Below are 13,576 nucleotides of genomic sequence, written 5' to 3' on the forward strand. Positions count from 1 at the left end.
TGTGTGACCACCGGACCGGGCCCCGGCCGCGCCGGTCAGAAGTCGTCGTCGAAGGTGACGCTGCCGCTGACCCCCACCTGGTAGGCCGACACCCGACGCTCGAAGAAGTTCGACAGCTCCTGCACGTCCTGTAGATCCATGAACGCGAACGGGTTCTGCGCGCCGTAGCGCGGCGCGATGCCGAGCTGGGCGAGCCGCCGGTCGGCGACGTGTTCCAGGTAGGCCCGCATGTCCACAAGCGACAGCCCCGACACGCCCTGGTCGAGCAGGTCCTCGGCGAACTGCACCTCGCACTCGACGGCCTCGGCGAGCATCTCGGTCACCTGACGTTCCAGGTCGGCGTCGAACAGGTCCGGCTCCTCCCGCCGGGCGGTCTCCACCACGTCGAAGGCGAACGCCATGTGCATCGACTCGTCGCGGAACACCCAGTTGGTGCCCGACGCCAACCCGTTGAGCAGGCCCCGGGACCGCAGGAAGTAGACGTAGGCGAACGCGCCGTAGAAGAACAGCCCCTCGATGCAGGCGGCGAAGCAGATCAGGTTCAGCAGGAACGCCCGCCGGTCCGCGCGGGTACGCAGCTCCCGCAGCTCGAAGACCGAGTCGATCCAGCGGAAGCAGAACTCGGCCTTGCGCCGGATCGACGGGATGTTCTCGATGGCGGCGAACGCGGCGAACCGTTCCTGCTCGTCGGGGACGTACGTGTCGAGCAGGTTCAGGTAGAACTGCACGTGCACGGCTTCCTCGAAGAGCTGCCGGGACAGGTAGAGCCGGCCTTCGGGAGAGTTGACGTGCTGATAGAGGTTGAGCACCAGGTTGTTGGCGACGATCGTGTCACCGGTGGCGAAGAACGCCACCAGCCGGGACACCAGGTGCCGCTCGGCCGGCGACAGCCGCTCCAGGTCGGCCAGGTCGGAGTGCAGGTCGACCTCCTCCACCGTCCAGGTGTTGCGGATGGCGTCCTTGAACCGGTCGAAGAAGTGCGGGTAGCGCATCGGCCGCAGGGTGAGGTCCATGCCGGGGTCGAGCAGCAGCTGCCGCCCGGCGGTGCGGGTTTCGTCGACGGTGGTCACTGGCACGCCTCGCAGCTCTCGGGGTTCTCCAGGGAACAGGCCAGCGCCTCGGCGTCGGCCGCCACGACCGGGGCGACGGTGACGGTGGCCTGCTGGATCCGGGTCGCCGGACGCGACCGCAGGTAGTAGGTGGTCTTCAGCCCGGACTTCCAGGCGTACAGGTACATCGAGGACAGCTTGCCGATGGTCGGCGCGCTGAGGAACAGGTTCAGCGACTGCGACTGGTCGACGTACGGCGCCCGCGCGGCGGCCAGGTCGATCAGCGCCCGCTGCGGCAGCTCCCACGCGGTCCGGAACAACTCCCGCACCTCGGCGGGCAGGTCGACGATGCCCTGCACCGAACCCTCGGCCCGCTTGATCTGGTCGCGGATCTCCGCCGTCCACAGGCCGCGCGCCTTCAGCTCGCGTACCAGATAGGTGTTGATCTGCAGGAACTCCCCGGACATGGTCTCGCGCTTGAACAGGTTGGACACCTGCGGCTCGATGCACTCGTAACAGCCGGCGATCGACGCGATCGTGGCGGTCGGGGCGATCGCCACCAGCAGCGAGTTGCGCAGGCCGTGCGCGGCGATCCGGCTGCGCAGCGCCGCCCACCGCGCGGTCTGGGTGGGCTCGACCCCCCACAGGTCCGGGTGCAGGTCACCCCGGGCCGCCCGGGTCTGCGGGTACGCCGGGTGCGCGCCGAACCGTTCGGCCAGGCCGGTCGAGGTCTCCAGGGCGGTCAGGAAGATCTCCTCCTGGACCCGGGTGGACAACTCCCGGGCCCCGGGCGAGTCGAACGGCAGCCGCAGCGCGAACAATGCGTCCTGCAGCCCCATCAGCCCCAGCCCGACCGGCCGCCAGCGCGGGTTGGACGCCGCCGCCTGCTCGGCCGGGTAGTAGTTGATGTCGATCACCCGGTCCAGGAACACCACCGCCGTCCGGACCGTTTCGCGCAGCCTGTCCCAGTCGACGCCGTCGTCGGTGAGGTGCGCGCCGAGGTTGACCGAGCCGAGGTTGCACACCGCCGTCTCGGTGTCGCTGTTGACCTCCAGGATCTCGGTGCACAGGTTGGACAGGTGGATCGTGTTGCCCGGCACGCCGGTCTGGTTGGACAGCCGGTTCGCCGGGTCCTTGAACGTCATCCACCCGTTGCCGGTCTGCGCCAGGGTGCGCATCATCCGCCCGTACAGGTCCCGGGCCTTCACCGTGCGGACCGCCTTCTTCTCGGCGACCCGGTACGCGGCGTCGAACTCCTCGCCGTACAGGTCGGGCAGCTCCGGGGCGTCCGACGGGTCGATCAGCGACCAGTCGCCGTCGGCCTCGACCCGGCGCATGAACTCGTCGGGGATCCAGTTGGCCAGGTTGAGGTTGTGGGTGCGCCGGGCCTCCTCACCGGTGTTGTCCCGCAGCTCCAGGAACTCCTCGACGTCCGGGTGCCAGGGTTCCAGGTAGACGCAGGCCGCCCCCTTGCGCCGGCCGCCCTGGTTGACCGCCGCCACTCCGGCGTCGAGGGTCTTCAGGAACGGCACGATCCCGTTCGACCGGCCGTTGGTGCCCCGGATCAGCGCCCCCCGGCCGCGCACCCGAGACCAGGAGATGCCGATGCCGCCGGAGAACTTCGACAGCTTCGCCACCTGGTGGTAGCGCTCGTAGATGGAGTCCAGTTCGTCGCGCGGCGAGTCGACCAGGAAACACGACGACATCTGGGTGTGCCGGGTGCCCGAGTTGAACAACGTCGGGGAACTCGGCAGATAGGCCAGCGACGACATCAGCCGGTAGAACCCGACCGCCTCGTCGGGCGTGGTGGACAGCCCGCAGGCCACCCGCAGCAGCCAGTACTGCGGGGTCTCCACCACCAGCCGCGACTGCGGGTGCCGCAGCAGGTAACGGTCGGCCACCGTACGCAGCCCGAAGTACTCGAACCGCAGGTCACCGGCCGGGTCGACGGCGTCGTCGAGCTGGCGTGCGTGCCGGGCCACGAACGCGGCGGTGTCGTCGGCGATCAGGCCGAGGCCGTGGGCGTACCGGATGGACTCGCTGAACGAGGTCACCGCCTGCCCACGGACCTCCTCGTCCACGTAGGCGGCCAGTAGCCGGGCCGCCAGGCGGGAGTACTGCGGTTCCGTGCCGATCAGCTCCGCCGCCGTCTGGATCGACAGCTTGTCCAGCTCGGCCGTGGTCGCCCCGTCGTAGAGGCCGCTGATCGTCCTGGTGGCCACCCGCAGCGGGTCGACCTCGTCCAGGTCGGTGGTCCACCGGGCGACGGCCGTGACGATCCGGTTGACGTCCACCGGCTCGGTGTCGCCGTCGCGCTTGCGGACCCGCATCGCGGGCCGGCGTGGCTCCGCGCCGTCGACGTCGGACGGTGGGCTCTGCGCTGTGCTCGTCATGACCTCTCCTCGCTGTCACCGATGGCCATCGGGACGCGGGAGGACGCCGACGGGCGCGGCACGGCGGCCGGCCCGGGTGCTGGCGTCGGTCGTCCCGCGCGACCTCCGACCGCCGCGCGCAGCAGCGCACGGCGCACTGGCAGGTCTTCGGACTCGTGGGCGTGACCGGGGTCGGTCGCCTACTGGCCGTCGCTTCCCGGACCTCGCGGTCCAGTGCTCGATGACGGCGGTCGTTCCCACTTACCGCTGCGGGGCAGTCCCGGATTTCCACCGGGTTCCCTGTTGCCTCGACCGGACCACCGGGCCCGGCCGAACCAGCTGCGTGGCACACCATATATGGCGTAGATGGGGGAGAGGCAACACTAGATGTCGCGTCGGCGTGTCGGATAACTCTCATCCGACCGCCCGGTGGCCCGCAGTGACGCCAGCAGCCGCAGCGCGTCGGCGTCGGCGCTGCCGGGCTCGGCGGTGAAGACCAGCATGACCGGGCCGGGGTTTCCGGGCAGCGGGTAGGTGTCCCAGTCCAGGACGATGTCACCGACCTCGGGGACCTGGAAGGTCTTGGTGCCGCTGACCGACCCGCGTACGTCGTGCCGGGCCCACAGCCGCCGGAACTCGGCGCTGCGGATGCTCAGCTCACCGACGACGGCGGTGGCCCGGGGGTGGGTGGGGTCCGTGGCCACGGCGGCGCGCATCATGCCGATGTAGTCCATGGCCTGCTGCTCCCAGGACGCGCAGCGCCGCACCGGGGTCGCCGCCTCGTCGAACATCAGCAGCAGCATGTTGAGCCGGTCCGGCGGGTGGTCCGCCGGATCGCCGAGCAGCGCCACCGCCCACGCGTTCCAGGCGAGCAGGTCCAGGTGCCGGCCGAGCACCACCGCCGGGGTGTCCAGCACCCGCAGCAGCCGCCTGGTGCTCTCCGGCACCCGCTCCGGACCGTGGTCGACCCGGGCGGGCGTCGGCCGGCGGGCGGCGCGGGCCAGGGTGAACAGGTGCCGGCGTTCCGCGTCGTCGAGGCCGAGCGCGGCGGCGAGCCCGTCCAGCACGTCGTCGGACGGGCGCACCTCCCGGCCCTGCTCCATCCGCTGGTAGTAGTCGGTGCTCAACCCGGCCAGCAGCGCCAGCTCCTCGCGGCGCAGCCCGGTGACCCGGCGTCGCCCGCCCGGCTCCAGGCCGACGTCACGGGGGTGCAACCGGGCGCGCCGGGCACGCAGGAAGTCACCGAGTTCACGGGCGTACGGACGGGTCATGTCGCCAGTGTGGCGCGGCCCGGACCGGCGTGGGTAGGTCTGCGGGACCTAGGCAACCGGGTGCGACCGGCCCCGCCCGGTCGGGCCCTAGCGTCGGTGGTCCGATCCGACCGTCAGGGAGCAGCAGATGACCTGGACCGCCGACCACATCCCCGACCAGCACGGCCGCACCGCCGTCGTGACCGGCGCGAACTCCGGCCTCGGCCTGGTCACCGCCACCGCACTGGCCCGGCGGGGCGCCCGGGTCGTGCTCGCCGTGCGCGACACCGCCGCCGGCCGGCGGGCCGCCCACAGCATGGGCGGCGACGTCGAGGTACGCGAGCTGGACCTCGCCTCCCTGGCCTCGGTACGGGAGTTCGCGGCGGCCCTGGCCGCCGACCGTCCGGTGCTCGACCTGCTGGTCAACAACGCCGGCGCGGTGCTGCTCGGCCCGCGCCGCACCAGCGTGGACGGCCACGAGCTGCACCTCGCCACCAACCTGCTGGGCCACTTCGCGCTGACCGGTCTGCTGCTGGGCAACCTGGCCGCGGCGCGGGCGGCCCGGGTGGTCAGCCTCAGCTCGATCACCCACCGCAACGCACACCTGGACTTCGCCGACCTGATGGGCGAGCGCGTCTACCGGGGCTCCACCGCGTACGGCAGGTCCAAGCTCGCCACCACCGTCTTCGGCATCGAACTGGACCGCCGGCTGCGTGCCACCGGATCGCCGGTGCTCAGCGTGCTGGCCCATCCCGGTGTCACCCGCACCAACCTGACTCCCCGGGCCTGGTCCCACCAGGGTCGGCGCGGCCGGATGATCGCCCGGCTCGGCCTGCTGGCCACCCAACCGGTCGAGCAGGGCGCGCTGCCCCAACTGCGGGCCGCCACCGACCCGCAGGTCCACGGCGGCCAGTTCTTCGGCCCGGCCCGGTTCTTCCAGACCCGGGGGCCGGTCACCGAGGTGCGGGCCAGCCGGGAGGCCACCGATCCCGCCGTCGGCCGGCGGCTGTGGACGGCCGCCGAGGAACTGACCGGCGTGCGCTGTCTCTGACGGCGGGCCGCACTAGCATGGCTGCGGTCGGTGAGGGCGGCGGAGACGAGGCGACATGGGATGGCTCGGGCGGGTGCTGGGCGGCGGGGGCCGGCAGGTCCAGGAGGATCCGGTCCGGCAGGCGGCGCTGTCGGCCGAGGTACGGCAGCGCTTCGGCGCCCACCTGGCCGTCCGACCTGCCGAGCAGGTGGCGGCGATGGTCGGGCTGCTCGACGACGGCGACGGCCTGGCGGTGGCGGCCGGCATCGTCGGTGAGTTCGCCGACGCGGCCCACGCGGACCTGCTGGCCCAGACGATGGAGCTGTACCGGCGTACCGGGCACCGGTTCCCGGTGGACCGGCGCAACTACCGACCGTTGTGGCGTGAGGCCGGTGGACGGCTGCACTGGCCGCTGTTCGCGCTGCCGGGCGGCCTGCACCCCTACGTGCACGTCGCCGCCGCCACCGCGGTCGTCGGCACCCGGGCGGCGCAGTTCGTCCGGGCGACCGACCCCCATCCGCTGCTCGCCCGCCTGTTCGAGGTGCTCGACCTGACCACCTGCGGCTGGGAGTACGGCCGGGTGCGGGTGGACCACGACGGGGCGTCGCTGGTCGGTCGGCTGATCTCCACCACCCGCGACGTCCGGGCGGCGATGAAGGAGCCCCCGTCGCTGCCGCCGTCGGTGCGGGAACTCATGCGTACCAACCGGGCGGTCGACGTCTTCGACCTCACCGGCGACCGGGTCGTCGGCACGATCAACGTGGGTGGTGAGCTGCGCCCGGCACTGTTGACCTGACGCCGTCGGGTCCACCTGCGGGGCCGGCCCGCCCGAGGTGGACGCGATTGCCGTCCACCCCGGGCTGCCGGATCCCGTCACACCTGCGCACCGCTCGAAACGTCGAGGGGCACGCCGTGCCGGGCCGGGCCGGCAGCCCCGGTCAGGCGACGCGGTGCGGGGCGAGCCCGTTGGAGCAGTCGGCGATGGTGACGGTCTGCGAGAAGCGCAGCGCGTCCCGGCGGGCCCACCCGTTGATCCCGGTGGAGGTGTTGCGGACGAAGAACCACAGGTCGCCGGTCAGCGTGGCGCAGTGGACGTCGATGTTCTGGCTGGGGTAGCCCTGGCCCCTGGACTGGCAGTCCCGGTGCGGGTAGGCGTGGATGTAGGTCCCGTCGCCCCAGGAGATTCCGCCCCCGCTGTAGAGGTCCGGGTGCTGCCCGTGACCGTCGCAGTGCGCGCTGGCCGGGCTGGCGGGCATCAGGGCCAGCACCGAGCCGCTCACCGCGAGCGTCAGCGCTGAGGCGATGGAAAGTAGCCGAGATCGCATGGAATGCTCCTGCCGATAGGCGACAATCACTGTCCACAGAGGATTCCACGGGTCGGTCGCGTCCGCACGGCGAACGGTCCGCGCCGGGGCACCGCCGACCCGGCGAGGCGGCCTCCGGTCAGGCGAAGAGCAGGTCCAACTGGTGGTCGAGGGCGGCGGTCGCCTGCGCCGGGGTGTACTGCCCGCCGAGCAGGTACACCCCCAGCCCCTCCACCAGCGCCAGCAGCCCCGCCGCGGCGTCCGACGCCGGTGGACGCGGCAGCAGCCCGGCGATGAACTCCACCAGTTGCGCGGTGTCCGGCCGCAGGCCGGGGGCCGCCGCCGGGTGCAGGGCGGTCCAGGACAGGAACGCCAACGCCACCCGTCCGTCGTCGCGCGCTGCCTCGTCCAACGGCAGCAACGCCGCAAGCAGGGTGCGCAGCAGCAGCCGGGGCTGCGGGTCCGGCCCGAGCGCCGCGACCGCCGCCTCGACCCGAGCCCGACCCCGGTCACGGACGACGGACAGCGCGAAGGCCATCATCTCGTCCTTGGTGGTGAAGTAGTGCTGCACCATGCCGGCGGACACCCCCGCCTCGGCAGCCACGTGCCGCAGGCTCACCGCCTCCAGACCCCGGTCGGCGGCGACCCGCATGAGCGCGTCCGCGATCAGCGTGCGGCGTTGACGGGGATCGACCTTCCTGGGCATCGGGGCCTACCGTGCCGTCGTCACGGTGCCGGCCGCGCCGTCCACGGTGATCACCTGACCGGTCACGATCCGTGAGGTGGCGCCCGGCACGCTGATCACGGCCGGGATGCCGTACTCACGGGCCACCGTGGGACCGTGCGCCATGATCGCGCCGGTCTCGGTGACCAGCGCCCCGGCGGTCAGGAACAGTGGCGTCCAGCCCGGGTCGGTGGTGGCGGTCACTAGGATCTCCCCGGGTTCGAGGTGCGCGGTGGCCGGGTCGGTGACCACCCGGGCCGGGCCGGTCACCCTACCCGTCGCCGCTCCCACTCCCCGCAGCAGTCCCGCCCCGCCGGCGGGGGCCGGCATGGTGCTCTCCACGTCGGTCCCGTCGGACAGCAGCGCCACCGGCACCACCCGGCGGCGCAGCTCGCGCCGGTGGGTCGCCCGGCGTCGCGCGACCAGCCCGGTCAGGTCGGCGCCGTCGAGGGCCGTCCCGACCTCGTCGAGGGTGAGGAACATGACGTCGTCCGCCGCCGGGAACAGCGTCGCCCCGATGAGCAGCAACTGCTCGCGTACGGTCTGGAGCCGGTACAGCCCGGCGAACTTCCCGGCCTCCCGCAGTCCCGCCAGCCGTCGTGCCCGCCGTAGCAGGAAGACCGCGATGCGGCCCCGGACCGGGCGACGTCGGTGGACCCGGGCGGCCAGCTCGTCGAGCGCGGCCCCGGCGGCTGCGGCGGCCCCGGCGAACCGCCGGTCGGGTGCCTGCGTGGGGTCGGTCAGCCGCAGGTAGTTGGCGATGGCAGCGAAGACCGGGGTGGGGTCCTCGGCCCAGCGCGGCACACCGACGTCGGCCTCGGCGGCCGCCCGGTGGCCGTAGCGGGACAGGAACCCGGACAGGCCGATCTCGGGCAGCGCGCCCTGCAGGTACCGGGTCGCCAGTTCGGCCGGTGGCGTGTCGAGGAGCAGCTCGCGGTGCTCGCGGGCGTCCCGGGCCAGTGCCCACAGCGCGAGGTCCATCTCGATGGTCACGTTGTGCGGGACTCCGCGCAGCACGGCGTGTATCTCGTCCTCGGTGGCGACGCCCTTGAGCAGGTGGGCGGGCAGTGCCGAGGCGAGTATCCCCGCGACGATCGGCCAGGTGATGTCGTCGGCGGCACCGCCGTCGCCGTGGTCGCGGACGAACAGCAGCCGCTCGTGGGCCGTCCGCAGGTGCGTGGGCGCCGCCGCCTCGTCCCGTAGCCGGTCGACGGCCGCGACCAGCCGATGCCGTGCCGCGTCCGGTCGCGCCAGCGCCCGCAGGATGCCCCGCAGGGCTCGCAGTGCCGTTGACAGCGACGCGTCCGCCGGTCGGGGGGACCTGCCGCCGGACGGTGCGAACCGGGGGTCCCGCAGGACGTGCTCCATCACCGCCTGGGCGCGTGGCCCGAAGTCGACGGCCATCAACCGGACTAGCCGTCGGCGGCTGGCGGGCCGGCGGACCAGGCCGGTTAGGTCGCCGTAGAGCCGCCCGCCGATGTCGATTATCTCCACCCGCATCCCGAGCGAGGCGACCATGGTGGCGATCACCGCGCGGAGCGTGGCCATGCCCATCGGGGTGACCGGTCGCAGCATCCCCTGCACGTTGCCGAACTCGACGTACACCCGCAGGTCGTCGGTCTGCGGCGGCGCCGGGAACAGCGTGCTGACCGGCCGCGACTGGAGCAACCACAGGGTCCCGTCGTGGTCGGTCGCCCACTCGACGTCCTGCGGCGTGCCGAAGTGTGCCTGCACCCGCCGGCCAGCGGCCCACAGTTCGCCCTGCCACCCGGGGTCGGCGCTGCCGGCCGGATCGGCCAGCACGAAGCGCGTCACCTCGGTGCGGCCGTCGACGACCGTCGTGCCCGGCCCGACCTCGACGAGCATCTCGGTGCGGTTGCCGGTGACCGGGTTGGCCGTGTAGAGCACGCCGGCCCGGACCGGGGCGACCATCCGCTGCACCACCACCGCCATGTGCACGTCGGCGGGGTCGGTCCCGCGCGCCTGGCGGTAGGCCGCCGCCCGGCTGCCGTGCAGCGATTCCCAGCACGTGCCGATCGCCGCCAGCAGGTCTGCCTCGCCCTCGACGTCCAGCACCGTGTCGTGCTGACCCGCGAAGCTGGCGTCCGGCAGATCCTCGTCGGTCGCGCTCGACCGCACCGCCACCGGCCCGCCGCCCAGGCGCGCGTACGCCACCCGGACCTCGTCGTGCGGGACCACCCCGGTCCGGTGCGCCTCGGTGGTCACACAGAAACCCTCGGGCACCCGCTCGCCCGCGCGGATCAGCTCGCCGAGCCCGGCCGCCTTGCCGCCGACCAGCGCAACCAACCCGGCATGTGCCTCCGCCAAGGGGATCACCGACACCCGCGTCCCGCTTTCGCAATACGACTGCATTGCAAGGAAGGTACGCGAGTTGCAGTGCAACTGCAATGTAAAAAGTCGGCAGCACCAGGACGACGGCGGTAGCCGGAAGGGACGGACCGGCGGCGGGGTTCAGCCCCGCGCCGGGACGACGATCGGCAGCCGGACGGTGAAGGTGCTGCCCTGACCGGGGACGCTCTCGACGCCGATCGTGCCGCCGTGCGCCTCGGCGAGCTTACGGGCGATCGACAGCCCGAGCCCGCTGCCGCCGGTGCTGCGGGTGCGGGAGTCGTCGGCCCGCCAGAACCGGTCGAAGATCTTCGCCTGGTCGGCGGGGGCGATGCCGGTGCCGGTGTCGGACACGGCGATGGCGAGCTGGTCGTCGCGTACCTCCAGGCGCACGACGACCGACCCGCCCGCCGGGGTGTGCCGCACCGCGTTGGCGACGATGTTGCCGACGATCTGGCGCAGCCGGGCGCCGTCAACGGCCATCTCCAGGTCGGCGCCCACCGAGGTGCCCAGCCGGACCCCGGCCGCCTCGGCCGCGCCCCGGTGCGCCTCGACGACCTGCTCCAGCAGATCGGCCACGAAGTACGGTTCGCGGTGGATTCGCAGGTCACCGGCGTCGGCGGCGGCCAGGTCACGCAGGTCGTCGATGATGTGCTGCAGCAGCAGCGCCTCGTCGAGCAGCAGGGTGAGCAGCTGCGTGTCGAGCTGCGCCAGACCGTCCTGCGCGGCCTCCAACCAACTGCGCATGTTGGTCAACGGCGTCCGCAACTCGTGCGCCACGTCGCTGACCATGCTCCGGCGCAGCGCCTCGGTCTGCTCGCGCCGGGCGGCGAGATCGTTGAGCGCGGTGGCGAGCATGCCGATCTCGTCACGGGTGGTCACCGGCACCCGGGCCGGTTCGTCCATCGGCTGCCGGGTCGCTTCGGTGAGCGCCCGCAACGGCCGGACCAGCCGCCGCCCGACCAGCACGGTGATCAGCACGGTGGCCACCAGCACCGCCCCGGTCACCTGGGCGATGCGGACCACGTTCGCCCGGGACAGGTTGAACACCGGCTCGGAGCCGCCCTGCGCCTCGTCGGTGACGAACAGCAATGCCGGTGGCGCCACGTACGCCCGGAGCTGGGTCGTCCGGGCCTGCTGCAGGCAGCCGGCGACCTGCTGGTCGAAGCGGGTGTCGCGGCTCGGTGCCGCGGTCCGGTCGGCGCGGATGTCGACCCGGGTCGGTGCCCCCAGCTCCCTGAGGCAGGTCTTGGTCAGGGTCTCCAACTGGGCGATCCCGGCGGCCTCGCTCGGCATCGGGCGGGTCAGCTCGTCGGGCAGGCAGAACCCGACGATGCCCCGGTCCTTCGGGTCGCTCACCTGCACCGAGGCGCGGCCGGCCGGATCCACCACGACCCGCGCGTCCGCCCTGGACTCGGCGCGTACGCAGCCGAGCTGCCGCTCGGCCAGCTCCCGGATGTTGTTGCTCTCCCGCTTGGTCAGCCGGTACGGCCCGACCGCGCGCGGATCGACCCGTTCGGTCCCGCCGGTCAGCCCCAGGTCGACCTGCAACGGGTCGACGGTCGCCGACGGCCGGGCGGTCTGCAACGACGGGCCGTCCGGCGCGGAGTCGGCGATCACCTGCCGGTCCGGCGTCATCAGGGTGATCCGCCGTTCGAGCCGGTCGGCCCGCTCGGCGAGGACCACGTCGACCCCGGTCCAGTCCCGGTGGGTCGCCGCGTGGTCCAGCAGCGTGTCGTAGATGCTCTTGTCGTCGGCGAGCGAACGCCCCTGCTCCTGTTGGATCGCCCGGGTGGTCGACTGCACGGCCAGCCAGGTCGTCGCCAGGATCGCGCAGACCGCGACCAGCAGCGAGGTGGCCAGCAGCCGCACCACCAGGCTGCGGTGCAGGGGGACCCGCGGCTGCCGGGTCACGGCGCGCCGGCGCTGAGCTTGTAGCCGACGCCGTAGACGGTCAGCAGCTGCTGTGGCCGCCGCGGGTTCGCCTCGATCTTGCGGCGCAGGTTCATCACGTGGACGTCGATGGTGCGTCCGGTCGACTCCCGGTCGACGCCCCGGGTGTGTTCGAGCAGTTGCACCCGGCTGAACACCCGGCCGGGCTGCCGGATCATCGCGGCGAGGATGGCGAACTCGCCGGCGGTGCAGTCGACGGTGGTGTCCCCGGCGGTGACCAGGCGTCGGGACTCGTCGACGGTGAGCCGTCCGAGCCGGTGCACCGGTGACTCCTGGGGCGTCGTACGCACCCGCCGCAGCAGGGTGCGCACCCGGGCCACCAGCTCACGCGGGCTGTACGGCTTGGTCATGTAGTCGTCGGCGCCCAGGTCCAGCCCGCGCAGCAGGTCGTCCTCGGCGGACCGCGCGGTCAGCATCAGCACCGGCACGTCCGACTCCTGCCGCAGTATCCGGCAGACCTGCATGCCGTCCAGTTTCGGCAGCATCACGTCGAGCAGGAGAAGGTCGAACGTCTGCTCCCGGGCCTGACGCAGCGCCGTCTCGCCGTCGGCCACGACCGTCGCCCGGTGGCCCGCCGCGGTGAGGTAGCGGCGCAACGCCTCGGCCTGCCGCGGATCGTCCTCCGCGAGCATCACGTGTGCGCACATGCTGGGGAATATAGAGCAGGTCAGAGGGGTCGTGGATCGGGCGGAAGGCGGTGACACCGGGCACCTCCCGGTCGGTGCGCAGCTCGGCGGGCGGGTGACGGGGAGGTCCGACGTTCGTGAGAAAAAGGTCATGTCCGGTCCTGACCGGTTCCTGACAAACCGGTGCCACGACCGTCGGCGGCGTCGCCCGGGATGGGCGACGCCGCCGGCCGGCGCGGCTACTTGCGCTTCGCGGCGACCTCGCGTTCACACGCCGGGGAGTACTTCAACCCCTTGGAGATCGACTCGGCGTCGTTGTTCTTGCCGCCGAAGGCCCAGCCCGTGCCGTCGGCGCCCACCTCGACGTACCGGACGCCCTTGTTCTTGAGGCACTTCACGACGTCCCGGGCGAAGTCCTTGGCCTCCGGGTTGGCCGGGTCGAACTCCCACGGCGGTAGCGGCATCAGGTGCTCACACGCCTTGCCCGCCTTGCTGGTCGCGTCCGCGCCGGTGCCGTCGCTGCGCCGCTTGGTGACGTCGACGCCGTGCTCGGTCAGGCACTTCATGTACGGCTTGAGGCGTTCCTTCTGGTCCTCCGGGGTGTCGTCGAGGCGTTCCCGTGGCCGCTCGTCCTTCGGCGTCGTCGCCGACGCGGCGGGGGTGGGCGCGCCGGTCTGGAGGGTGGCCACCTCCGCCCCGCCGGTGCTGCTTGCGGCGGGTGGGGCCTCCTCGGCGGTCGAGCACCCGCCGACCAGCAGTACGCCGCTGCACAGCGCAGCCATCAGTTGCTTCCTCATCCTCACGCCTCCGGTCAGCTCTGCGGCGATCCCGCCGGGGCCCAGCATCACCGTCGACTGTCAGGAAGCTGTTTGCCGCGACGGGCCCGCCCCACGGATGTCGTACCGGTGGGGGAGACTGC

General features: G+C 72.6%; 11 protein-coding genes and 1 riboswitch. Of the genes, 2 read left to right on the forward strand and 9 right to left on the reverse strand.

All coding sequences use genetic code 11. The features are described 5' to 3' along the window. Positions 1-35 precede the first annotated feature (35 nt). The 3 genes from ACN265_RS10200 to ACN265_RS10210 all read right to left on the reverse strand — a co-directional run bounded on the left by ACN265_RS10200 (position 36) and on the right by ACN265_RS10210 (position 4,692). Positions 36-1,013 carry a ribonucleotide-diphosphate reductase subunit beta gene (locus ACN265_RS10200; protein ID WP_421411445.1) on the reverse strand — a complete coding sequence of 326 codons (978 nt, stop codon included), beginning with the start codon at positions 1,011-1,013 and terminating at the stop codon, positions 36-38. A 53-nt stretch (positions 1,014-1,066) separates the two neighbouring features. Further along, positions 1,067-3,442, reverse strand: coding sequence for a ribonucleoside-diphosphate reductase subunit alpha (locus ACN265_RS10205; protein WP_421407067.1), 2,376 nt, complete (start codon positions 3,440-3,442; stop codon positions 1,067-1,069). 121 nt (positions 3,443-3,563) lie between these two features. Further along, positions 3,564-3,777: riboswitch (cobalamin riboswitch) on the reverse strand. Positions 3,778-3,804: 27 nt separating this feature from the next. Further along, complete coding sequence (locus ACN265_RS10210; protein ID WP_377684912.1) at positions 3,805-4,692, reverse strand: helix-turn-helix transcriptional regulator; 888 nt, start codon at positions 4,690-4,692, stop codon at positions 3,805-3,807. Between the two features lie 127 nt (positions 4,693-4,819). Between ACN265_RS10210 and ACN265_RS10215 the strand changes: the two genes are divergently transcribed. Together ACN265_RS10215 and ACN265_RS10220 are read left to right on the forward strand one after the other, a co-directional pair. Further along, positions 4,820-5,722, forward strand: coding sequence for an oxidoreductase (locus ACN265_RS10215; RefSeq protein WP_421407069.1), 903 nt, complete (start codon positions 4,820-4,822; stop codon positions 5,720-5,722). 55 nt (positions 5,723-5,777) lie between these two features. Next, positions 5,778-6,497 carry a hypothetical protein gene (locus ACN265_RS10220; RefSeq protein ID WP_421407071.1) on the forward strand — a complete coding sequence of 240 codons (720 nt, stop codon included), beginning with the start codon at positions 5,778-5,780 and terminating at the stop codon, positions 6,495-6,497. A gap of 142 nt (positions 6,498-6,639) precedes the next feature. Here the strand turns inward: ACN265_RS10220 and ACN265_RS10225 are convergent, their stop codons facing one another. The 6 genes from ACN265_RS10225 to ACN265_RS10250 form a co-directional block, all read right to left on the reverse strand. Further along, complete coding sequence (locus ACN265_RS10225; protein WP_420117378.1) at positions 6,640-7,026, reverse strand: hypothetical protein; 387 nt, start codon at positions 7,024-7,026, stop codon at positions 6,640-6,642. 118 nt (positions 7,027-7,144) lie between these two features. Next, positions 7,145-7,711, reverse strand: coding sequence for a TetR/AcrR family transcriptional regulator (locus ACN265_RS10230; protein WP_420117377.1), 567 nt, complete (start codon positions 7,709-7,711; stop codon positions 7,145-7,147). A 6-nt stretch (positions 7,712-7,717) separates the two neighbouring features. Next, positions 7,718-10,066, reverse strand: a complete 2,349-nt coding sequence (locus tag ACN265_RS10235) for a PEP/pyruvate-binding domain-containing protein (RefSeq protein WP_421411447.1) — start codon at positions 10,064-10,066, stop codon at positions 7,718-7,720. Between the two features lie 135 nt (positions 10,067-10,201). Continuing rightward, a complete protein-coding gene (locus tag ACN265_RS10240; RefSeq protein ID WP_421407073.1) occupies positions 10,202-11,992 on the reverse strand; it encodes a sensor histidine kinase in 1,791 nt (596 codons plus the stop codon). Beyond that, positions 11,989-12,678 carry a response regulator transcription factor gene (locus tag ACN265_RS10245; RefSeq protein WP_421407074.1) on the reverse strand — a complete coding sequence of 230 codons (690 nt, stop codon included), beginning with the start codon at positions 12,676-12,678 and terminating at the stop codon, positions 11,989-11,991. Before ACN265_RS10245 ends, ACN265_RS10240 begins: the two co-directional genes overlap by 4 nt. Positions 12,679-12,896: 218 nt before the next feature. Beyond that, positions 12,897-13,454 (reverse strand): hypothetical protein, encoded by a 558-nt coding sequence (locus ACN265_RS10250; protein ID WP_421407075.1) that lies wholly within the window; start codon positions 13,452-13,454, stop codon positions 12,897-12,899. Positions 13,455-13,576: the final 122 nt, after the last annotated feature.

This window comes from Micromonospora sp. WMMD730, assembly GCF_049178955.1.
GTDB classification, from domain to species: domain Bacteria; phylum Actinomycetota; class Actinomycetes; order Mycobacteriales; family Micromonosporaceae; genus Micromonospora; species Micromonospora wenchangensis.